The sequence below is a fragment of the Dyella jejuensis genome (assembly GCF_044904675.1).
Taxonomy (GTDB): Bacteria; Pseudomonadota; Gammaproteobacteria; order Xanthomonadales; family Rhodanobacteraceae; genus Dyella_B; species Dyella_B jejuensis.
The window spans coordinates 1-22,292 of sequence record NZ_JADIKJ010000005.1 but is presented as its reverse complement, the minus strand read 5'-3'; the positions used below and the strand labels follow the sequence as shown (position 1 = coordinate 22,292).

Annotated in this window: 17 protein-coding genes; 11 read left to right on the top strand and 6 right to left on the bottom strand. The window is 62.3% G+C overall.

Features of this window, described 5'->3' with window-relative positions:
- Positions 1-332: 332 nt before the first annotated feature.
- The 3 genes from ISP15_RS05950 to ISP15_RS05940 all read right to left on the bottom strand — a co-directional run bounded on the left by ISP15_RS05950 (position 333) and on the right by ISP15_RS05940 (position 5,601).
- A complete protein-coding gene (locus ISP15_RS05950) occupies positions 333-1,184 on the bottom strand; it encodes a 2OG-Fe(II) oxygenase (protein WP_404546079.1) in 852 nt (283 codons plus the stop codon).
- A gap of 70 nt (positions 1,185-1,254) precedes the next feature.
- The gene (locus ISP15_RS05945) at positions 1,255-3,378 is read right to left on the bottom strand and encodes a prolyl oligopeptidase family serine peptidase (protein ID WP_404546077.1); all 2,124 of its coding nucleotides are present in this window, start codon (positions 3,376-3,378) and stop codon (positions 1,255-1,257) included.
- A gap of 195 nt (positions 3,379-3,573) precedes the next feature.
- A complete protein-coding gene (locus ISP15_RS05940) occupies positions 3,574-5,601 on the bottom strand; it encodes a sodium-translocating pyrophosphatase (protein WP_404546075.1) in 2,028 nt (675 codons plus the stop codon).
- Positions 5,602-5,915: 314 nt separating this feature from the next.
- On the opposite strand from ISP15_RS05940, the gene ISP15_RS05935 reads away from it, so the two are divergent.
- Together ISP15_RS05935 and ISP15_RS05930 are read left to right on the top strand one after the other, a co-directional pair.
- A complete protein-coding gene (locus tag ISP15_RS05935; protein WP_404546073.1) occupies positions 5,916-6,722 on the top strand; it encodes a class I SAM-dependent methyltransferase in 807 nt (268 codons plus the stop codon).
- Positions 6,723-6,809: 87 nt separating this feature from the next.
- Positions 6,810-9,293, top strand: coding sequence for a LapA family protein (locus tag ISP15_RS05930; RefSeq protein WP_404546071.1), 2,484 nt, complete (start codon positions 6,810-6,812; stop codon positions 9,291-9,293).
- Positions 9,294-9,625: 332 nt separating this feature from the next.
- Here the strand turns inward: ISP15_RS05930 and ISP15_RS05925 are convergent, their stop codons facing one another.
- Positions 9,626-10,897: a 6-phosphofructokinase gene (locus ISP15_RS05925; protein WP_404546069.1), complete on the bottom strand. Its 1,272-nt coding sequence runs from the start codon at positions 10,895-10,897 to the stop codon at positions 9,626-9,628.
- A gap of 209 nt (positions 10,898-11,106) precedes the next feature.
- Between ISP15_RS05925 and ISP15_RS05920 the strand changes: the two genes are divergently transcribed.
- From ISP15_RS05920 to ISP15_RS05890, 7 genes are all read left to right on the top strand, one after another.
- Positions 11,107-11,691, top strand: coding sequence for an adenylate kinase (locus tag ISP15_RS05920; RefSeq protein WP_404546067.1), 585 nt, complete (start codon positions 11,107-11,109; stop codon positions 11,689-11,691).
- Between the two features lie 62 nt (positions 11,692-11,753).
- Complete coding sequence (gene mpl, locus ISP15_RS05915) at positions 11,754-13,124, top strand: UDP-N-acetylmuramate:L-alanyl-gamma-D-glutamyl-meso-diaminopimelate ligase (RefSeq protein ID WP_404546065.1); 1,371 nt, start codon at positions 11,754-11,756, stop codon at positions 13,122-13,124.
- A 46-nt stretch (positions 13,125-13,170) separates the two neighbouring features.
- Positions 13,171-13,773 (top strand): LON peptidase substrate-binding domain-containing protein, encoded by a 603-nt coding sequence (locus ISP15_RS05910; RefSeq protein WP_404546064.1) that lies wholly within the window; start codon positions 13,171-13,173, stop codon positions 13,771-13,773.
- A 10-nt stretch (positions 13,774-13,783) separates the two neighbouring features.
- Positions 13,784-14,602 carry an SDR family oxidoreductase gene (locus tag ISP15_RS05905; RefSeq protein ID WP_404546063.1) on the top strand — a complete coding sequence of 273 codons (819 nt, stop codon included), beginning with the start codon at positions 13,784-13,786 and terminating at the stop codon, positions 14,600-14,602.
- Between the two features lie 249 nt (positions 14,603-14,851).
- Positions 14,852-16,192 carry a sigma-54 dependent transcriptional regulator gene (locus ISP15_RS05900; RefSeq protein WP_404546061.1) on the top strand — a complete coding sequence of 447 codons (1,341 nt, stop codon included), beginning with the start codon at positions 14,852-14,854 and terminating at the stop codon, positions 16,190-16,192.
- A gap of 1,210 nt (positions 16,193-17,402) precedes the next feature.
- Positions 17,403-18,638 carry an acetylornithine transaminase gene (locus ISP15_RS05895; RefSeq protein ID WP_404546059.1) on the top strand — a complete coding sequence of 412 codons (1,236 nt, stop codon included), beginning with the start codon at positions 17,403-17,405 and terminating at the stop codon, positions 18,636-18,638.
- Between the two features lie 34 nt (positions 18,639-18,672).
- The gene (locus tag ISP15_RS05890) at positions 18,673-19,092 is read left to right on the top strand and encodes a VOC family protein (RefSeq protein WP_404546057.1); all 420 of its coding nucleotides are present in this window, start codon (positions 18,673-18,675) and stop codon (positions 19,090-19,092) included.
- A 12-nt stretch (positions 19,093-19,104) separates the two neighbouring features.
- Here ISP15_RS05890 and ISP15_RS05885 read toward each other — a convergent pair whose 3' ends face one another.
- Together ISP15_RS05885 and hemL are read right to left on the bottom strand one after the other, a co-directional pair.
- Complete coding sequence (locus ISP15_RS05885; protein WP_404546055.1) at positions 19,105-19,926, bottom strand: ion transporter; 822 nt, start codon at positions 19,924-19,926, stop codon at positions 19,105-19,107.
- A 46-nt stretch (positions 19,927-19,972) separates the two neighbouring features.
- Complete coding sequence (gene hemL, locus ISP15_RS05880) at positions 19,973-21,256, bottom strand: glutamate-1-semialdehyde 2,1-aminomutase (RefSeq protein WP_404546053.1); 1,284 nt, start codon at positions 21,254-21,256, stop codon at positions 19,973-19,975.
- Between the two features lie 148 nt (positions 21,257-21,404).
- Between hemL and ISP15_RS05875 the strand changes: the two genes are divergently transcribed.
- Together ISP15_RS05875 and ISP15_RS05870 are read left to right on the top strand one after the other, a co-directional pair.
- On the top strand, positions 21,405-21,599 hold the full coding sequence (locus ISP15_RS05875; RefSeq protein ID WP_404546051.1) for a rubredoxin: 195 nt from the start codon (positions 21,405-21,407) through the stop codon (positions 21,597-21,599).
- A 95-nt stretch (positions 21,600-21,694) separates the two neighbouring features.
- Positions 21,695-21,871: a hypothetical protein gene (locus tag ISP15_RS05870; protein WP_404546049.1), complete on the top strand. Its 177-nt coding sequence runs from the start codon at positions 21,695-21,697 to the stop codon at positions 21,869-21,871.
- Positions 21,872-22,292 lie beyond the last annotated feature (421 nt).

The following is a 22,292-nucleotide window of genomic DNA, read 5'->3' as shown; positions in this document are numbered from 1 at the left end:
TCTCCAATTGGCCCTGAAAAAATACGGGCAATTGGCTATGGAGGGAAGGTGCCGAGATACCTAGTCTTGGTCCGTCGCAAGATGCTCGACAAAACCATCTGCCAGCCTTCCTCGGCAGGCAGTCCAGCGGCGACGGATGTCTCCTTCACTCCCCGCCCGCGAAACGGCTCCCCACCGCTTCGTGGGCACTTTCGACTTTCGGAAATTATGGCGGCGACACCGTTGATTCGCTTGCGTTGCCCGGGCACCGGCGAGCGAGCCGGACTGCTTCGTCCTGCCCTTCGATTGCCCTGAGTGCTCGAAGGACTAAGGCGGTTAAGGCCGGTAACTGTTCACCGTGGCGCTAGCTGAAATGGCTGCTCGCGCAGCCACTTGGTGGCGATCCATTTTTCGCCTTTCTGCACCGGCAGGCCGGCATGCAGTGAAGCGGTATCGCCCGTGTCGTAGGCGAAATAGACGGCTGAACCGCGCAGGGCCGTCACTGTCAGGCCAACCTCGGGAAAGGCCGTGCCGCCGCCGGCCTCGGGAGTGTTGAGATACATCACCAGACTCGCGATACGTTGGCCGCCCTTGGCGGTAATCGCGGCGAAGCCGGGTTGTTCCGGATCGAACCAATCATAATGCGGCTCGTATTGCTGGCCCGGCAGATAGTGCAGCACCTGCAGGCCTTCGCCGTGATCGACAGGAATGCTGAGCAGGGTGGCGATGCGCCGCTCGATGTTCCGGATCAGCGGCGACTCGCCAATACCGAAGAACATGCCCTCGCTGGTACGACGCGCATCGACCTGTTGCTTGCCTGAGCTATCCACCGTCTTGGCGCGCTGCAAGCGCGGCATGGCCTGGTCGATCAACGCCTGGCATTCCTGGTCGGAAAGAAAGCCGTTGAGCACGCGCAGTACGGGAGATTCCATGCTCACGCCAACATGGATGGCGCGGCCGTCGACGACGGTACCTGGCGCATCCGGGTGGCGCGTGCGGCGTCCCGGGGCCCTGCCAGGCTTTTGGGCGCGCGCATCCAGAGCAGTGACCGGCATGTTCAGCACCGTGGCGATGATGCTGCGGCTCTGCCGAGGGTCGTAGCCGGTTTCCTGCATCAGCTTCAGCACGGCCTGGACACTGTGGCCGGCGCGCGTGGTGGAAAGGATCCATTCGCGCAATTCGGGGCGGATCGGCAGTGATTTCATATCAAGGTGCGGGAAATAAAAATGGCGAGGGCATTTTAGCGCCCCCGCCACCGATCACTGGAACGACAGCTTATTTCAAGCGGTTCCACAGGAAATCATAGGCGAGTGCATGCATGTGGGCAGCCTGCCTGTTGTCGGCGCCTGCGCCGTGGCCGCCCTCGGTATTCTCGTAGAACCACACGTTCTTGTAGCCCATGCCTTCCATCTTGGCGGCCATCTTGCGCGCCTGTACCGGGCCCACGCGATCGTCGCTGGTAGTGGTGTAGAACAGTACGGCGGGATAGCTCACGTCCGGCTTGAGGTTCTGGTACGGCGAGAAATGCCGGATGAAGGCCCATTGCCTGGGATCGTCCGGATCGCCGTATTCGGCAATCCACGATGCGCCGGCGGAAAGATGGGTATAGCGCTTCATGTCGAGCAGCGGCACCTCGCAGGCGATGGCGCCGAACAGTTGCGGGTACAGCGTCAGCATGTTGCCCATCAGCAGGCCGCCGTTGCTGCCGCCTTCGGCGCCCAGGTGCGTGGGCGAGGTCACGCCGCGCTTGACCAGATCCTGCGCCACGGCGGCAAAATCTTCGTAGGCGCGAAGACGATTGGCCTGCAACGCCGCCTGGTGCCAGCGCGGGCCGTATTCGCCACCGCCGCGGATGTTGGCGACCACGTACACGCCGCCGCGATCCAGCCATGCACGGCCGACGCTGCCGCTGTAATAAGGCTGTAGCGATACCTCGAAGCCACCGTAACCGTAGAGCAAGGTGCGATGCTTGCCGTCGAGCTTGAGATGCTTGGGCGCGATCTCGAAATAAGGCACCTGCGTGCCGTCCTTGGAGGTGACGAAGTGCTGGCTTACCTCGAAGCGGGACGCATCGAAAAATGCCGGGCTCTGTTTGATCGTCCGCGCCGGACCTTCGCCCAGCACGCCGCGCTCGAGCGAGGAGGGCGTGAGGAAGCCGGTAACGCTCAACCAATATTCGTCGCTGTGATCGGGATCGGTATCAACCACTGTGACCGTACTGAACGTGGGCGCGTCAGGCATGGCTTCGTGCACCCATCGGCCATCTGCCTGCGGCGTCAGTACATCGAGACGGCTTTTCACGTCGTCCATGATGTCCAGGATGAGATGGTGCTGCGTCCATGCATAACTGGACAGGGCCGTGTGCGCGTCGGGCGCGAACAGCGTGGTGAACTGGCGCTTGCCGGCCATGAAGTCATCGAACTTGGTGGCAATCAGCGCTCCGGAAGGGTAGGTGACCCCGGCGACTGTCCAGGCGTCGCGCAATTGCACCAGCAGCCATTCGCGATGAGGATCGGCATTCGCGTCCGTCGGCACATCGAGATGGATCAGCTTGCCGTCTTTGAGTTGATAGGTATCGCTGTGGAAGAAATCATGCGCGACGCTGATGAAGTCGCGTTCGAAGCCGGGCGTGCGATCGTGCGAGGCGCTTACCGCGAGGTCGCCGGGCTTGCCTTCGTATACGGTGGCCGCCGCACTGAGCGGCGTGCCGCGGGTCCATACTTTGGCGATGCGCGGATAGCTCGAGGTGGTCATCGAACCTGGACCGAAATCGGTGCCGACATAGAGGTGGTTTTCGTCGATCCAGCTCGCCTGCGTCTTGGCGACCGGCAGTTCAAAGCCGTCCTTGACGAAGGACTTGCTGGGAATGTCGAACTCGCGCAGTTCGATCGCATCGCCGCCATCAGGCGATAGCGATAGCAGGCATCGGTCATAGGCCGGCTTGAGACAGTCGCTTCCCTTGAACACCCAGCGCTTGCCTTCCGCCTGGTTCAAGGCATCGATGTCGAGCAGCACCTCCCAGCTGGGATTGGCCTTGCGGTACTCGGCAAGGGTGGTACGCCGCCAGATGCCGCGTGGATGCGCTTTGTCCTGCCAGAAGTTGTAAAGGTAGTCGCCGCGCCTTTCGACATAGGGAATGCGGGCATCGGAATCGAGTACTTCCAGGATGCGGTCGCGCGTCTGGCTGAACTCGGGGCCGCTGGCGAACTGCTTTTCGGTGACGGCATTCTGGGCTTTTACCCAATCCATCGCGCGCGTGCCGTGGATATCTTCCAGCCAGAGATAGGGATCGTCCGTACTTGCCGCCGTGCCGGGGGCTGGGGTGTCGTGGGCCTGGGTCATGCCACCCATTATGACGGCGAGCGCGAGGGCAAGCCGAACCGATGTCTTCAGACGCATGTTTCCGCTCCATAGACGCGATGTCATCGCGCGGGCCTGCCAGCATGCACGGCCGCGGGAAAAACGCCAGTGGTGAAAGTCTGGATGTGGCGGGGCCAGGATGGCATGGGATTGCGCCATGCTGGCGCTGCAGTCGTATCCGTTTGACTGAATCCCCAGGCATCGCGCTCCGCGATGCCTGGGGATGGAAACGCATTACAGCAGTGGAATCAGCAACAAGGCCACGATGTTGATGATCTTGATCAGCGGGTTCACGGCCGGGCCGGCGGTATCCTTATAGGGATCGCCCACCGTGTCGCCGGTGACCGCGGCCTTGTGCGCGTCGGAACCCTTGCCGCCGAAATTGCCGTCCTCGATGTACTTCTTGGCGTTATCCCAGGCGCCGCCGCCAGTGGTCATCGAGATCGCCACGAACAGGCCGGTGACGATGGTGCCGATCAGCAGGCCGCCCAACGCAACCGGGCCGAGCGCGAAGCCGACAATGATCGGAATCAATACCGGCAACAGCGAGGGCACCAGCATTTCGTTGATCGCCGACTTGGTGAGCATGTCCACCGCCCGCGAATAATCCGGCTTGGTGGTGCCTTCCATGATGCCGGGGATTTCGCGGAACTGGCGGCGCACTTCTTCCACGACGGCCCCGGCCGCACGGCCAACGGCTTCCATCGCCATGGCGCCGAACAGGTAAGGGATCAGGCCGCCGATCAGCAGGCCGACGATCACGCGATGGTCGGACAGGTCGAAGGTGAAGATCTGGCCTGGATGATCCAGTGCAAGCCGATGGGTGTAGTCGGCGAACAGCACCAGCGCGGCGAGACCGGCCGAACCGATGGCGTAGCCCTTGGTGACGGCCTTGGTGGTATTGCCTACCGCATCCAGCGGATCGGTCACGCCGCGTACTTCGGGCGGCAGCTCCGCCATTTCGGCGATGCCGCCGGCGTTATCGGTGATCGGGCCATACGCATCCAGCGCCACCACCATGCCGGTCATCGACAGCATGGCCGTGGCGGCGACGGCAATGCCATAAAGGCCAGCCAGCGCATAGGCGCCCCAGATGGCGGCACAAACCGCCAGTACCGGGAGCGCGGTCGATTTCATCGATACGCCGAGCCCGGCGATGATATTGGTGGCGTGGCCGGTGGTGGAGGATTTCGCCACATGGCGCACTGGCGCGTATTCGGTGGCGGTGTAGTACTCGGTGATCACCACGATCACGCCGGTCAGCACCAGGCCGATCAGCGCGCTGCCGTAAAGCCGTGTGACGCCAAGCGTGGCATCGGCCATCAATACTTTCGTAATCGGCCAGAATGCGATCGCCGCCAACAACGCCGAAACCATCACGCCCATGTACAGCGCGCTCATGATCTTCGCGCCGCCCCTGGCACGCACGAAGAAAGTGCCGATGACCGAGGCGATGATCGAAGCGCCGCCCAGCAGCAGCGGATACAGCACCGAGTTCGGACCGGCCTGTTCGCCGAGCACGCCCCCCAGCAACATGCTGGCGATCAGCGTGACGGCATAAGTCTCGAACAAGTCGGCCGCCATGCCGGCGCAGTCGCCCACATTGTCGCCTACGTTGTCGGCGATCACGGCGGGGTTGCGCGGATCGTCTTCCGGAATGCCGGCCTCGACCTTGCCGACCAGGTCCGCACCCACGTCCGCGCCCTTGGTGAAGATGCCGCCACCCAGGCGCGCGAAGATCGAGATCAACGAGGATCCGAAGGCCAGGCCAACCATCGCATGCAACGCGCGGTCGGTGTCGTAGCCGAAATGCGTCAGCAAGCCGTAGTAACCGGCCACCCCAAGCAACGCCAGGCCAACCACCAGCATGCCGGTGATCGCGCCGCCGCGGAACGCTACGTTCAGTGCCGAAGCCAGGCCGCCGCGGGCCGCCTCGGCCGTGCGCACGTTGGCCCGCACGGAAACATTCATGCCGATGTAGCCGGTGGCACCCGACAGAATGGCGCCGATCGCGAAACCGATCGCCGTGCCCCAGTCCAGGGCAAATCCGATAATGACCAGCAACACCACGCCTACCAGCGCGATGGTGCGGTACTGACGGTTGAGGTAGGCGCGCGCGCCCTCCTGGATGGCCGAGGCAATCTCTTGCATACGTTCGTTGCCCGGCGATTTCGCCAGCACCCAACGTACCGAAAATGCTCCGTATAAAATTGCCACGACCGCGCAAGCCAACGCGATCCACAAGCCATACTGCTGCAGCATCGGTGCCTCCCCATCAGTTGTGAGCCAGCGTGCCGGTGCGGTGCGCAGCCGGCGTCATTCACCTATATGCAGGTGGTGCCGGAGAGTATAGGCAGAGGTATGCAGATTCCGTGTTGTGCGACGCAGCGGTCGGCGCTGACTGGCTAACGCGGCATGCGATTTAGGGCGAGTCCGATATGTCTCGCCGGGATGCATGACTAATCTAGATGGCATATGGACGTGACGAGCGTTGTTGCCTCGTTGTCGCTCCCTCCAGCCCTGGCTGGACTTCCATCTTTTTCCTTGATTGCTTACTTATCCATGTGGGGTTTGTCATGAGCCAAGCTGAAATCAGTACAAAAGAGGTGGTTGCTAACGACGCTGCCGCGACCGTCGCCAAAGCGCCGTCACGGCCGGGGAACAATCCTGGCGTATCCCTGTGGAGCACGCGCTACGGCATTGTGCAGGCGCGCCAGGCGGATGACGTCGTTGCCCGCTCGCTTTCCAAGTACGGCGAGTGGATCGAGCAGGAGCTGGATACTATCGGAAGCTTGCTCGACGATGGTGCCGTCGCGCTGCAGTACGGCGCCGAATATGGCGCGCATGCGCTGTATCTCTCCAGCCTCGTCGGCAACAGCGGCGAAGTGCACGTCGTCGAGCCGCATCGCCTCGAGCACATTGCCCTATGTACAGCGGTTGCGCTCAATAACTTGCGCAACGTCTACCCGCACCACGTCGGACTGGGCGATCGCGCGGGTCGTATGGATATCCCCGCATCGCACGGCCAGCCAGAGGAGCGTGCGCGCATGGTCCCGCTGGACTCGCTGGAGCTGGCGAACCTGCACCTGCTGAAGATCAATCCTCCAGGCGCGTTGATGTCGACGCTGGCCGGCGCCGTCGAGACCTTGCGGCAGCACAAGCCTGCGATCTATTTCCGCCTCTCGAGCATGGAACTGGCAGCCAACGAAGTGGCCGCCCTCAAGGCCCAGGACTATCGCTGCTGGTCGCACTTACCCTATCTGTACAACCCATCCAATCTTTCCGGCAACAAGCAGAACATTTTCCCGGGATGGGCATACCAGAACGTTATCGCGGTGCACCGGGATGCACCGGCCGAGTTCGGGCATTTGCCAGAACTCTGAGTCATCGCCATGGGTCATGCCAATCGTGCCCGGCAGCGGCTCCGTGGCCGTCAGCCAGACATGAAAAGGTGGAGGCTTCTGATCCGGATGCCGCTGCTGGCCACGCTGGCTGGTGGCGGCATTGCTGCATGTATGGTGCGGCCGGGCGCGCAAGAAGCAGAAACGACCCAACACACGGCAAGTCCGGATGCCGAAAAGTGGTATTCCGAGAAAGTTGGTACTCGGAAAGTACGATCGCCAGCACTTCATACCAAAGTGCGAATCGAGGACCTTGCCGATCCTGCACAAGAGAGCGACCTGCTGCTCGCTGACAGTGCCGGCTTTGCGACAGGCCATCAGGGCCGGATGGCCGATCATTCCTCGGATGAGCCGTTAGCCGGCGAGTCGGCCGATGCAGGGACGCCGACGCCGGATGAAACAAATGCCGAAAAAGCGTCCGACACGGATGCAAAGGGAGTTGCTGAAAACGACGCATTACCTGTCATGAAGGAAGCGCTGCCGGCTTCCTCGCTGCCCATTGCCTCGAGGAAATCACCCATGCTGCTGTTTCTAGCATTTTTGATAGGGCTTGCGCTCGGATTGTTCCTGAGCGTCCTGTCGTTGCTCCGCCGCCGTGAAAAATCGCACTTGCAACGTGTTGCAGCGCTGCCGGACGAAGAGAGCCGGACGCTGGGGCAGCGGAACGAAGGGATGAACCAATGGGGTTCCCAGCAGCCGCAGGTAAGCCAGGTCGAAGAGTCTGCGCCAACTCCTGAACGGGCTGTGCCGCTCGGGATCTTTGCAGAGCGAACAACTTGCCAGCATCCCCCATCCATGACGGCAAGTGGCGCGACGTGGACATCACGCATGCCATGGCCGGATCAAGCGATATCGCCGGTGCCAGAGCTGACAGCTACCTGGACCATGACCGCACAGCAGCCGGTATCGGCAGAACCCGTTGTCGAGATAACACTGGCGCCTGGAGCACAAACAGCTGCGCCTTCAACCCAGGCGGCGCCGGATGCGCATGCCATCGCCAGTGACCTGCAGCATGCCAAGCTGCTGCTCGAACAGGGCGCATTGGAGCCGGCGCTGGCGCTGATCGAGCCGCACCTTGGCGTGCTTCGCGTCATGCCCGAATCGGTTGGGTCAGGTACTGGATCGCCTGATGTCCGACACGTCGACGGTGCCGGTTCCCTGGCCTACAAGCTGGCAAAACTCCATTCGGATATCCGGTGGGAGATGGCTATCCGGACTCCGGATGGCGAGGGTTTCGAGAGGGCGGCCAGTGCGCTGGAGACCTGCTTGACGATGCAGCCCGACGACATGGCAGTGCGCCTCTGCCTGGGTCACTGCCTGATCAACCTGGTGGATCGGCAACCGGATGAGATGGAAAGGGTGGCGCTGCTGCAGTCCTGCATTGATCTCCTGCACGACATCGATGCCAACGATGCGTTATCCAACCTTGTCCGACTTGGCATGCTGGGCGAGGCCATTTGTCGTCGCGCCCTGCTGGATGTCGTGGTCGATCAGTCGCTGCTGGCCGAGGCCGAGCACATTTTGCGCCAAGCGCTGGCGAAAGGTGCCACGGACGATTCGGGCGCCGCATGGTGGTTGCAGACGTTGCTTGGGACCCGGTTATCCGGCCTCGCTCCGCTGGCGGCAGCAGGGCGCTTCCAGGAATCCCTCGCGATGCTGCGCCGCGGTCTATCAGCAAGCGGCACTTCACCTGCGCGGGTGCGCTGGCAGGCCGCATTGCTACGTGCAGAACTCGAAGAAATACGCCGTAGCGATCTGAACGCTGCATCGCGCCGCCTGCGTTTGCGCGATCTGTATGCGCGCTATGCGGATGACATGGTGGCCGAACAGTCGCCTAGGGTATTGGCGGCATGGGTCGAATTGCTCTGCGCCTTGGCCGAGCCGATGGTGGGAAATGCTGCCGTGGCACGTTATCGCGAGATCGATGGCGTGCTCGGCCGCCTGTCGACCGAGGATCAGGACGGCTGCCTGTATGCGTCAGCGTGGATGCAGATGGTGCACAGCAGGTTCCCTATCGAAAACGAAAGCGGGCGAAGGGAACTGCTGGCGCGAGCCACGGCCGTGCTCGAGCCATGTCTCGAGTCTGCAGACGAGCCGCTGCGTTTGCAGGCAAGCAAGCTGGCCCTGGAGCAGGCTGCCTTGGCTGCTGAGCCGGCGATGCGGGACATGGCCTACGCGCGCGCGCTCGAGTTGGCCCGTCCGCTGACCGCGGTGCCGTCGGTTGCGGTACCCGCGCTAGGGTGCGCGCTGAAGGCGCTGCTCGCCATGCAGGAGGATAACGAGCGCCGGGTCTACGCAAACTGCCTGAGTGTGTTCTCGCCCGAGGACGCCGAGTCGCTCGAGCTGCTGGCGAAATGCGCCTATCGTGATGGCAGGTTCAGCGAAGCTTGCCGTTATCTGGAGCTGGCCTGGTTGAAGCGCGAGAAGGGGCTGCCAGCGGACCTGCTCGATATCTGGCAGGTGGCTCATGGGCATTGGTCCGCGCAGGATGGCGACATCCAGGCGCGCGAACGTAACCTGCGTCACCTGCGCCAGGCCGACAACCGGCGCTGACGGTAGCGCCGGCTCGGCTAGGGATGCTCTGATCCATGCTACGTAGGCGTCACCGGCTCTGTCTGTTCGCAGACCATAGGTCCGTCGGCGATGGCAGACTGGCCGTCTGTCGAGACGACGGGCCGAAGGGATGCGGACAGACAGAGCTGGCCCCAACACGTTGAATTTAAAGCGATGGGGTGATGTCCAGAAGGCTCGCAGAGCGCGCCGCGCGGCTTGGCAAGACGGCCAGTCTTCCCGGCGCCGCACAACACACTCTGCGAGCCTTCTGGTCATCATGCCGCCTGCGTAGCATTGATCAGAGCATCCCTTACGCGCGGTGGGGCAGAGGCTTACGTATTGAACACGGGAAGCTTGCGCGCCACTGCAACATTTTTAAGCTGCGCATATTTCGGAAGGCCGTCGCGGCCATAAGGGGGCGGTGCTTCGCCCTGGATCAAGGGCGACAGATAGCGACGAGCGGCCGCCGTAATGCCGAAGCCATCGCGGGTAAGGAAGCCGGACGGCATTTTTTTCTCGCGATTGGCGATCTTCTCCAATGCCGCCGGCTCGATCTTCCAGCGGTAGGGCATATCCGACGTGCGCACGATCACCGGCATGACTGCATTCATGCCGGCCAGCGCGTAGTCCACGGCGGCCTTGCCCACCGCGTAGGCTTGGTCCACATCGGTTTTCGATGCCATATGGCGTGCCGAGCGCTGCAGATAGTCAGGCAGCGCCCAGTGATACTTGTAGCCGAGTTGTTCCTTGACCAGCGCGGCGAGTACCGGAGCCACACCGCCCAATTGCGCGTGACCGAACGAATCGCGTGTGCCCGCCTCGGCGAGGAACTGACCCTCGGCGTTGCGAATGCCTTCGGAAGCCACCACCGTGCACCAGCCCACACGTTCCACCGTGGCCTTCACCTTGGCCAGGAACGCGGCCTCGTCAAACACGCGCTCGGGAAACAAGATCACATGTGGCGGCGCGTCAGCCCCTTCCCCGGCCAGGCCGGCCGCTGCGGCGATCCAGCCGGCATGCCGCCCCATCACTTCCAGAATGAACACCTTGGTCGACGTATCGGCCATGGAGGCGACGTCCAGGCTGGCCTCCAGCGTGGAAACCGCCGTGTACTTCGCCACCGAGCCGAAGCCTGGGCAGCAATCGGTGACGGCCAGGTCGTTATCCACGGTCTTGGGTACGCCGATACAGCGAATGTCGTAGTCCATTGCCTTGCCGAGCTGGGAAATCTTAAGCGCCGTGTCGGCTGAATCGTTGCCGCCGTTATAGAGGAACCAGCGGATGTCATGCGCCCGCAGCACATCGATCAGGCGCTCGTACTCGACGCGGTTGGCATCCAGGGACTTCAGCTTGTAGCGACAGGAGCCGAATGCGCCGCCCGGAGTGTGGCGCAGCGCCGCGATGGCCGAGGCCGATTCCTTGCTGGTATCGATCAACGCCTCGCGAAGGACGCCCAGGATGCCGTTGTGCGCGGCATATACCGGAATGCGATGCGCGCGCGCGTTCTGGATGACGCCCGCGGCAGTGGCATTGATCGCGGCAGTGACCCCGCCGGACTGAGCGTACAGAAGACGGCCGGTGGCAGGACGGGCTTTGGACTTCATGGTGTGCTCCAGAACCTATGCAATATGAAGGAAAGGTGCGTGACGATCCGGTGTCAAACGCGGACCGCATATACATCAGCGACTTGGCTGCCATTCGGCCGATACGCGGTTTGACGGCACCCCCTGCAGACGCTACCTTGGCCGCTATTCGTCTAGGAATCCATGGACCCGTCGCAGTGTGCGGCAGAACATGGATCTTGTGGAGCTTTATGCGACTTGTCCTCCTTGGTGCGCCCGGTTCGGGCAAGGGTACCCAGGCCGCCCGGCTTAAGGCCGAACTGGGCGTGCCGCACATCTCGACCGGCGACATGCTGCGCGCGGCCGTGAAAGCCGGTACTCCTCTTGGCGTGAAAGCCAAGGCGGTCATGGACGCCGGCCAATTGGTCTCCGATGACATCCTGCTTGGCATGCTGGAAGAGCGCCTCGCCCATCCGGACGCCAAATCCGGCTTCATCCTTGACGGTTATCCGCGCAATCTCGCGCAGGCCGACGCGCTGGACCATCTGCTGACCAAGATCGGCCAGCCGCTGGACGGGGTGGTGAAGCTTGAGGTGCCGAACGAAGTGATCGTCAAGCGCTGCGAAATCCGCTTCGCCGCCGAGCATCGCCCGGATGACAACCCGGACGTGGTGCGCGGCCGCCTGAAGGTATACGCGGAGCAAACGGCGCCGGTTGCCGATTTCTATTCCCGCCGCGGCAAGCTGCAGATCGTGGATGGCGTGGGTGAGCTCGATGAAGTCACCGCCCGCGTCAAGCGCGCCCTCGCCAACGAAACGGCAGCGGCCAACGGCTGAATCTGCTTTCCTCTCTCCCTCGGACGCGGGGGAGAGGCTCCCGGTACGTAAACAGGTCTTTCATGCGTCTGCATATCCTTGGCATCTGCGGCACTTTCATGGGCGGCGTCGCGGCCCTGGCGCGCGAGCTCGGCGAAACGGTGGAAGGCTCCGATGCCAATGTCTACCCGCCGATGAGTACCCAGTTGCAGGCGCTGGGCATTGAGCTGATGCAGGATTACCAGGCCGCCCATTTGCAGCCGGCGCCGGACCTGGTGGTGGTCGGCAACGCGATGGTGCGTGGCAATGCGGCGGTCGAGTACATGCTCGATCAACGCTTGCGCTATATCTCCGGTCCGCAGTGGCTCGGAGAGCGTCTGCTGGCCGAGCGCGAAGTGCTGGCGGTGGCCGGCACGCATGGCAAGACCACGACCACCAGCTTGCTGGCGCACCTGCTGGAAAGCGCGGGGCTCGCGCCCGGTTTCCTGGTCGGCGGGGTGCCCGGCAACTTCGGCATTTCGGCACGGCTGGGACAGGGCCGGCATTTCGTGATCGAAGCCGATGAGTACGACAGCGCGTTTTTCGACAAGCGTTCGAAATTCGTGCACTACCGGCCGCGCATCGCCATCCTCAACAACCTCGAATACGACCACGCCGATATCTTTCCCGACGTTGCCGCCATCCAGCGCCAGTTTCACCATCTGGTGCGCACTGTGCCGGGCAATGGCCGGTTGATCGTCAATGCGCACGATGCACGGCTCGCCGAGGTAGTGGCCATGGGGTGCTGGACGCCGGTGGAAACCTTCGGCATCGGCCGGGGGGATTGGCAGGCCACGCTGGCCGCCGCGGATGGTTCGGCATTCTCGGTGCAGTACCGAGGCGAGCGGATTGGCGACGTGCACTGGCCACTGCTGGGTGAACATAACGTCATGAACGCCTTGGCAGCCTTGGCTGCGGCGACGGCCGCAGGTGCCGATCCACGGGCGTTGCTATCGGCATTCAGTCATTTCGAGAGCGTCAAACGCCGCATGGAAGTCGTAGGCAACGTCGATGGCATTCATGTCTACGACGATTTCGCGCACCATCCCACGGCGATCGCCACCACCCTCGCGGGCCTGCGCGCGAAAGTAGGCAAGGCGCGCATCCTTGTCGCGCTGGAGCCGCGCTCCAATTCCATGCGCCTGGGCGCGCATGCCGAAGGGCTGGCGCCATCGCTGGCCAATGCCGATGCGGTGGTGTTCCTGCATCGTCCGGAATGGCCTTGGGATGCCAGGCGCGTGACCGATGCCCTGCATGGCCGCGCCCATACCGCCGCCACCGTCGACGATTTGCTCGCTTCGCTCAAGGCGCAGGCGCGACATGGGGACCACGTGGTATTCATGTCCAACGGCGGCTTCGACAATGCACCACGCCGCTTGGTCGAGATGCTGGAAGGCGTTGCCACTTCCGGCTGACCAAGCCTGCGCCAGCTGCGCTGGCACTTGCGCTTAAAATGATGGCATGGCCGCCCAGCTCCCACTCGCCGACTTGCCGTTGTTTCCGCTCAATACCGTGCTTTATCCGGGCGGCCAGTTGCATTTGCGCATCTTCGAGCCGCGTTATCTGGATATGGTGCGTGAATGTGCCGGCACGGGCGCGCCCTTTGGCGTTTGCCTGATCTTGGAGGGCGGCGAAGTCGGGATGCCGGCGCAACCGGCTGCCGTGGGCACGCTGGCGCGCCTGACTGATTTTAGCCATCGACAGGACGGTTTGCTCGGAATCGTTGCCGAAGGCGACAGTCGTTTCCGGGTGCTGCGCACGCGCGTGCGCTCGGACGGTTTGCTGCGCGGTGCGATCGAGCTGTGGCCGGATGAGACGCCTCATCAAGTGCCGGTGGAATTCGCGCTGCTGCAGACCATCCTGGAGCGCCTGATCGACACCATGGGGCCGCACTGGCGACACGCGCCGCGCGATGCTTACGACGATGCCGGCTGGCTCGGCTTCCGGCTGGCCGAGCTGTTGCCATTGGCCACCGAGGAACAACAGCAACTGCTGGAAATGACCGATCCGCTACGGCGGCTGGCCGCCTTGCGCGATATCTTGCCGCGCTTCCAGAAAGCGTGAGGACACCATGATGAGCCATCTCGCCGGCAAAACGTTGTTCATTACCGGCGCCTCGCGCGGTATCGGGCTGGCGATTGCGCTGCGTGCCGCACGCGATGGCGCCAATCTCGTCATCGCCGCCAAAAGCGCGGTGCCCAATCCCAGGCTGCCCGGCACGATTCACACGGCGGCGGCCGAAGTGGAAGCGGTGGGCGGCAAGGCGCTCGCCTTGAAAGTCGACATCCGCGACGAAGCCAGCGTCCACGCGGCCGTCGCACAGGCGGCGGAGCGCTTTGGCGGTATCGATATCGTGGTGAACAATGCCAGCGCCATCTGGCTGGCAGGCACTGAAGGTACCCCGATGAAGCGCTATGACCTGATGCATCAGGTCAATACGCGCGGTACCTTCATGGTCACGCAGGCGTGCCTGCCGTATCTGAAGCAGGCGGACAATCCGCATGTACTGATGCTCGCGCCCCCGCCAAATCTCGATCCGAAATGGTTCGCGCCGCACACCGCGTACACCATTGCCAAGTACGGCATGAGCCTGTGCGTGTTGGGCATGAGCGCGGAATTCGCGCCGCTGGGTATTGCGGTCAACGCGCTATGGCCGCGCACGGTCATAGCCACCGCGGCGATCGGGATGATCGAGGGCGTAAGGCCGGAACAGTGCCGCCGGCCAGAGATCGTTGCCGATGCCGCATATGCCTTGCTGGTTCAGCCGGCCAAGTCATGCACCGGGCGCTTCGCGATCGATGAGGACGTCCTGCGCGAAACGGGGACACAAGATTTCGACAAATATGCCTATAAGCTCGGCACGCCCTTGTTGCCCGATCTGTTCCTGAACTAGCTCGTTCAAGATAGCTGCCGGGTGTCATCGGGTCGCCGTCATTGGCGCGTACTATCCGATCGCACGCCTGATGAGGGGATGGCGAACGGAGAGAGCTTGATCAAAAAATGATCACCCGACCGGATTGGGTGTATATTTTGTGAAATGCATCCCATTTTATAGGGTGCTCGCTGGCTTTGGGGATGGTGGAAACCTGCGACTGGGATGTGGCGGGGGTGTAGGTCAGCATTCCTGGAAGGAGGCGTTGCGATGATGGGCGACACGTCGGTCCGCTGCATCGTTTGGTTCGGTGAGCCAACGAACAGCGAAATTACACGCTTGGCACAGGCCGGTTGGCATACGCGCGTAGCGGATGCCAGTGCGCAAAGAGGGGGTGTGGGTATCCGGCGCGGCGACACGGTGGTAGCGATGGCGGACTTGCGCCAGGCTAATGCCGAGACGTTGCGCGGAATGGCCAGGTTGATGGCGGATCATCCGCGCCTGGCCTGGCTGGCTTTGCTGTCCGCCGATACGGTGGTGCAGGCGCCAGAAGTGGAGCGCATCGTGCGCGCGAGCCTCGATTTCTTTACCGCGCCGATCGATCTGCAGCGATTGGTCGACACGCTCGGCACGCTTGCAGGCGATATCGCCATGCCCGTTTCGCACAGCGATGTGCCGGGCATAACCGGCAGCAGCGCGGCGATGATGGCGGTGGTGGCCAGCTTGCGCAAATACGCACCGGTGGATTTGCCGGTGTTGATCACTGGCGAGACCGGTACCGGCAAGGAAGTTGCGGCGCGTGCGTTGCACAAGCTTTCGCCGCGCAGCGACCGCCCGTTCGCAGCGATCAATTGCGGCGCCTTGCCGGCGAACCTGGTGCAGTCGGAATTGTTCGGTCATGAACGTGGCGCATTCACGGGCGCCAACGCGCGACGTGTCGGCCATTTCGAAGCGGCAGCCGGTGGAACCGTATTCCTGGATGAAGTCGGCGACCTTCCGCCCGATGCGCAGATCAGCCTGTTGCGGCTGCTGCAGGAAGGCACGCTGGAGCGCGTCGGGTCCACGCAATCGATCAAGCTGGACGTGCGCGTGCTGGCCGCCACGCACGTGGACCTGGAAAAAGCGGTAGCGCAAGGCCGCTTCCGCGAGGACTTGTATTACCGGCTCAACGTGCTGCGGCTGCGCATGCCCGCATTGCGCGAACGTGCCGACGACGTATTGCAGCTGGCGCAGATTTTTCTGGACGCTTTCCGTAAGCAGCACGACTGCCATGCACGCACCTTCAGTCCGCTCGCACGCAAAGCGCTGCGCGACTTCGCATGGCCGGGCAACGTGCGTGAATTGCTCAATCGGGTGCAACGTGCCGCAGTCGTGGCAGAGGGTGCGCAAATCAGCGTAGCGGACCTAGACTTGCAGGAGGCAATCGCTACCAGGAGTGGACATTCCAGCCTCGGCCTGACCCGTACCTCAGCCGAGCGCGACGCGGTGGTGGCGTGCCTGCGCGAAACCCGCTTCAACATCAGCGAGTGCGCGCGACGTCTGAAAGTATCGCGTGTCACTATCTATCGACTATGCAAAAAGCACCAGTTGGTGCTCGAAGACATGCACTGACATACATGCGACGCCGCTAAGGACATATAGAAAGCTTGAACGTCAGCGTGAAGTCTGGCGCATTCGGGGTTGGTTTCATCGAGCCTCCTGCACCGCCTTGCTCATAACGCGGTCGATCGCGATATGCCGAGGAAGATCGCGTTCCGTGCTAAAAGCCGTTGAGCGTCAGCTCGGCGCGATCGTGTGGTTGCGATCGTGTGGTTTTGGATAAGATCGTTTTCGAGCGTTATCTTGCGATCGAGACCGTGTTCTGTTGCTGCTTCAGGGCATCTTGCACACTTCGAGTTTGCGAGGATTTGCTCGACTGCGCTGTTTGCGTCGTCGACGCGGCCTGGATATTTTCCGCTGCGCGATGACTGAGTTTTCGTCCACATCAGGGTGATAGCCATAGTCAGGGCGGTCGCGAGCGCGGCGGCCTCGCAGCTTTAGTCGGTATGCGGCGCACGGATATGGGCGAAATGCAGTTGCTGCAGGTTGTCCACGGGCATGCTTATGGCGCGCCATCAGGAAGCCTGCCTCGCCCGCGCACGGGCAGGTTCGCGCGAGCCGTGGCGAGCGCAAACAAGCCAAGAATAATCGAGAAGACGCATCGCACGTCCATTGGCCGCCAATCCTAGCGAAAGGGAAGACCCCCGACCCGCAGGGGACGGGCCGGGGGCTTCCACATGGTGCCCGGCGGCATGTCGCCGGGTTACCGCCCTCATTGCCGTCTTGCGACGGCGAATTCCATTTGCGTGAAGCAGCTGCCTTACGGGCCAGTTGCGCCAGTACCTGTACCATCGGCCAAAGACAATGCCGGCACTAGCGCGAACACAGCACGCCGGCAGCCAGGGTCTGGCTACGGATAAGGCGATGCGAGCGCGCGAGCAGGTTGTCCATGGGCTACGTCCTAATGTTTCCTGAGGAACAGATGGCAAACAGCGTGCCAGCGGGGGAAACACCAGGAAAATGGCGGTGTAGCAAGGAACCAGGAAGTTGGCGTAAGCGGCGCCTGTGACACCTTGATACAGGCAGCAGGCTGCCTGGGCGCTTGCGAGTGGCGCCGTAGCGCCACTTTCGGCGATGTAACAAGGCTGTTACAGGCTGTTCGCCAGGGAACAACGCGCGCGTATGGTGCCGGGCTGGCGCCGGCAAGGCGTGCTGGCTAGGATGCGATGCTTCCCCCTCTCGCCCAATGGTGCGGCCGCCGCGGCCGTACCAGGAGTCACGCATGCAGCCTGCGCAGGAATCGGTTCCATCTCTCATCGATCTCGGCAAACAATATTGGCTGCCGGTCTATAAACCGCGCGAACTGGTGCTCGATCGCGGCAAGGGCGCCCGGGTGTGGGACACACATGAGCGTGAATACATCGATTTCGGCGCGGGCATCGCCGTCAATGCGCTGGGGCACCAGGATCCTGATCTGCTTGCCGCATTGACGGCGCAAGCGAGCAAGCTCTGGCACAGCAGCAATGTGTTCTACACCGAGCCGCCATTGCGATTGGCGCAGGAGCTCGTCGATGCATCGGGGTTTGCCGAGCGTGTCTTCTTGTGCAACTCCGGTGCGGAAGCCAACGAAGCTGCCATCAAGCTGGTGCGCAAGTGGGCGGCTACGCAAGGCAGGCCGCCGGAGCGGCGGGTGGTCATTACGTTCCGTGGTTCGTTCCATGGGCGCACGCTGGCGACCGTGACCGCCACAGCGCAACCGAAATATCAAGAAGGTTACGAACCGCTGCCCGGCGGCTTCCGCTATCTGGATTTCAATGATGCGTCCGCGCTCGAGAATGCATTCAGTGCGGGCGACGTGGCGGCAGTATTGCTCGAACCCGTACAAGGCGAGGGTGGAGTGGTGCCTGTCGCTCCGGCATTCCTGCGGCGCGTGCGGGAGCTGTGCGACGCCCACGATGCGCTCTTGGTACTGGATGAAATCCAGTGCGGAATGGGGCGCACGGGTACCCTGTTCGCACATGTGCAAGATGGCGTGGTGCCGGACATCGTGACGCTGGCCAAGGCACTGGGATGCGGCTTTCCCGTAGGGGCGATGCTGGCTGGCCCGAAGGTGGCGCAGGTCATGCAGTTCGGCGCGCACGGCACGACGTTCGGTGGTAACCCGCTGGCCGCGGCAGTCGCGCGAGTCGCCTTGCGAAAGCTGGGCTCGACGGAAATTCTGGCTAACGTGTGGCGCCAATCGACGAGGCTGCGCGAAGCGTTGCAATCGATCGCTACGGAGTCGGCGCTTTTCGCTGAAGTCCGCGGCCGTGGATTGATGCTGGGCGCGGTACTGACCGAATCCCATAAAGGCAAGGCCAGCGAGATACTCGATATGGCCGCGACGCACGGTTTGCTCCTGCTACAGGCCGGCCCGGACGTGCTGCGCTTCGTGCCACCCTTGAACATCACGGATGAAGAACTGGACGAAGGCCTGGCGCGCCTGCGTATCGCACTGCGTGCATTCATCGCGCGATAATGCCTGCCGGGTGTAACGATCGGGAAGCGTCGCAATGAAATATCTACACAGCATGGTCCGCGTGCGTGACCTGGAAGCTTCTCTTCGTTTCTACTGCGAGGGACTTGGCCTCAAGCAGGTACGCCGCATGGACGTGCCCGAAGGCAACTATACGTTGGTTTATCTGGCTGCGCCGGATAGCCCCGGCTCAGAAGTCGAGCTGACCCATAACTGGGGCTCGGAAGAGGATTACGGTTCGGCACGCAATTTCGGCCATCTGGCTTTCCAGGTCGAAGATATCTATGCGACGTGCGAGCACCTGCAGTCGATGGGTTACACCATTCATCGTCCGCCGCGCGACGGTCATATGGCGTTCGTACGCTCGCCAGACCTTATTTCGATCGAGCTGCTGCAAAATGGCCGTCTGCCACCGCGTGAGCCCTGGGTTTCGATGCCCAACACCGGCAGTTGGTGATCTCGCGCAGATTCAACCACTTTCGAGCGGTAGCTTGGCGCCGCACATCCTGCAATGGCGCGCATCGTCTTCGTGATCGGTGCGGCCGCAACGCGCGCAAGACATCAGTTTCCGCTTTTTTGTGCGCATGCCTGCGGCAAGTTCCGCGGTGAAGATGCCGGTGGGCACGGCGATGATGCTGTAGCCGATCAGGATGATCAGTGATGTCAGCATCTTGCCCAGGATGGTTTTTGGCGTAATGTCGCCGAAACCCACCGTGGTCATGGTAACGATGGCCCAATACATCGAGGTCGGAATCGAGGTGAAACCATCCTCCGGACCCTCGATGAGATACATCAATGCTCCGAAGATCAGCACTAGTGTAAGGATGGTGCTGAAGAAGATCAGTATTTTCCGGCGCGCCCGGACCAGCGTGAGCCACAGCAGGTCGGCCTCGCCGACATAACGGGTGAGCTTCAGGATCCGGAAGATGCGCAAGATGCGTAGCGCGCGCACCACCAGCAAGTATTGGCTTCCGGCTGCCACCAGGCTGATCCAGGTAGGCAGCACGGCCAGCACATCGACGATGCCGAAGAAGCTGCGCATGTACCGCCAAGGGCGATCGACCACCACGATGCGCATCAGGTATTCAAGCGTGAAGGCCAGGGTGAAGATCCACTCCAGCACATAGAAGGTCTTGCCGTAGCGCGCGTGCGCTTGTGCCACGGTATCCATGACCGCCACCGCGATGCTGGCGAGGATCGCCATGATCAATAGCAGATCGAAGCGGCGCCCCGCCATGTCCTCATGGCCGAAAATGATGTGGAACCAGTGCGCCCGCCACCTGGCTCCCATTGCGGGTCCCGGTGGTTCGGTAGAAGGTTGGGCGCCGGACACGCGATCAGCCCTCGCGCGCCAGGCGCATGGCGCCGCGGGCGGCATCCAGTGTGGCGGCGATGTCCTCGTCGCTGTGCGCGGAGGAAAGGAAACCTGCTTCGAATGCGCTAGGTGCAAGATAAACGCCGCGCTCGAGCATGCCATGGAAAAACCGGTTGAACATGTTCGTATCGGCGGCTAACGCCTGCGCGTAGCTGCCTACTTTCTCGCGTGTGAAGAACAGACCGAACATGCCACCCACCCGGTTGGTGCTGAAGGGAATGCCTTCGCCGTCGGCAACCGCTTGCAGGCCGTCGGTAAGCAGGCGCGTGCGTGCGGATAGCGTGTCGTAGAAACCAGGTTCTTGTACCAGTTCGAGCATCGCCAGGCCGGCGGCCATCGCCACGGGATTCCCGCTCAGGGTGCCAGCCTGATAGATCGGGCCGGCCGGTGCGATCTGCTCCATCAAATCGCGCCGACCGCCGTAGGCGCCTACCGGCATGCCGCCGCCGATGATCTTGCCGAACGTGGTGAGATCGGGCGTTACGCCGTAATGCGCTTGCGCGCCGCCAAGCGCGACGCGAAAGCCAGTCATGACTTCATCGAAGATCAGCAGGGTGCCGTGGCGCGTGCAGAGCTCGCGCAGGCCCTGCAGATAGCCTTCCTTGGGCGCAATGCAATTCATGTTGCCGGCGACTGGCTCGATGATCAGCCCGGCAATGTCGCTGCCGTGCTCGGCGAACAGCGCCTGCGCCGCCTGGAAATCGTTGTAGGGCAGTGTCAGTGTGAGATCGGCGTTGGCCTTCGGCACGCCTGGCGACGTAGGGACGCCAAAAGTGAGCGCACCAGAGCCGGCTTTGACCAGGAAGCTATCCCCATGGCCGTGATAGCAGCCTTCGAATTTCACGATCTTGGTGCGACCGGTGGCGCCGCGCGCAAGGCGGATCGCCGACATGGTTGCCTCCGTACCGGAGTTCACCATGCGCACCATATCTATGGAGGGCACGAGTCGCACGATGGTTTCTGCCATGGCGACTTCGGCCGGGCAGGGAGTGCCGAATGACAGGCCGTTCTGGATCGCGCGCTCGACCGCCGCGCGCACATGCGGGTGGTTGTGCCCCACCACCATCGGTCCCCACGAGCCGACATAATCGATGTAGCGCTTGCCCTCTACGTCCCACAGATAAGCTCGGTCGGCGCGCGCAGTAAAAAAAGGTTCGCCGCCTACGGATTTGAAGGCGCGGACTGGGGAGTTGACTCCGCCCGGGATCAAGGGCAGGGCGCGTTGGAAAAGGGCATGGTTCGTCATCAGGCGGCTCGATCTGAGAAGGCGCCATTGTCCGGCGTGCTATCGCCGATCGCCAGTCGCAGTACGCCCTGTGCAGCGGAGGCGGCTGGCTTTCGCATCGACGGAGGAGTTGCGAGAATGCTCTTTTCCCTAATCCGGCACTGTACCTATGAATCAAGCCTCCACCGACACCACCCTGCGCAAATGGATGTGCGTGGTCTGCGGCTTCATCTACGACGAGGCCGTGGGGCTGCCGGAAGAAGGTATCGAGCCCGGCACGCGCTGGGCGGACGTGCCCGACACCTGGACATGCCCGGATTGCGGGGCGACCAAGGATGACTTCGAGATGATCGAAATCGACTGATCCGCCGCACCCTGCCTGTAAATCGCCCGATTTCGCCGGTGCACGGGCCGTTCCCTCTGCTGGAATGATCCTGCGATAGCCATCAAGGAACAGCCATGCAGCAATTTATCCCTTTCGAAGATGACTGGGACGCACTGGAACAGTTGCGACCAGGGATGCTGGTCCCTTATCGGGTGGGGTTTATTCCGGCGCGCGAGCCCGAGCGGTGGTTTCAAGGCGATGGTGTGGCCGCTTGGCGGCGCGTTCAGCCAGTTGATGGCGCCGACAGGTAGAGTTCTTGCCCGACTGTTGTCGAATGCCGTGGCAGTCCAATCGTTGCTGTTAGCAGCGGGCATATTTTTTTTCGCTCGGGCCGAATTTGCCTCTTCACAGATTCGTCAGGCGGCGCTATGATTTCACCCCCTTCGACGAGTAGCCCGTCGACGAAGGTTCCCCTTCCAGCTCAACTAACTTTTTGTATTTTGAGTGTTGACGGAAGTAGAAAGGGATGTAGAATGGGCGGCTCACCCGGGACGAAAGGTTTCGGGGCGATTCGAAGAAAGGATCGCAAGTAGTTGATCTTTGACAGTATGCGCAGGTGACTTGTGTGGGCGTCTTGCGTTGGGCGGAAAACTGTCCAAGCAATGCAAGCGTCTAACCTAAGAGTCAATTCAAAAGCTTGACGTTTTACGGTTAGGGTAAACGCTTCAGAAA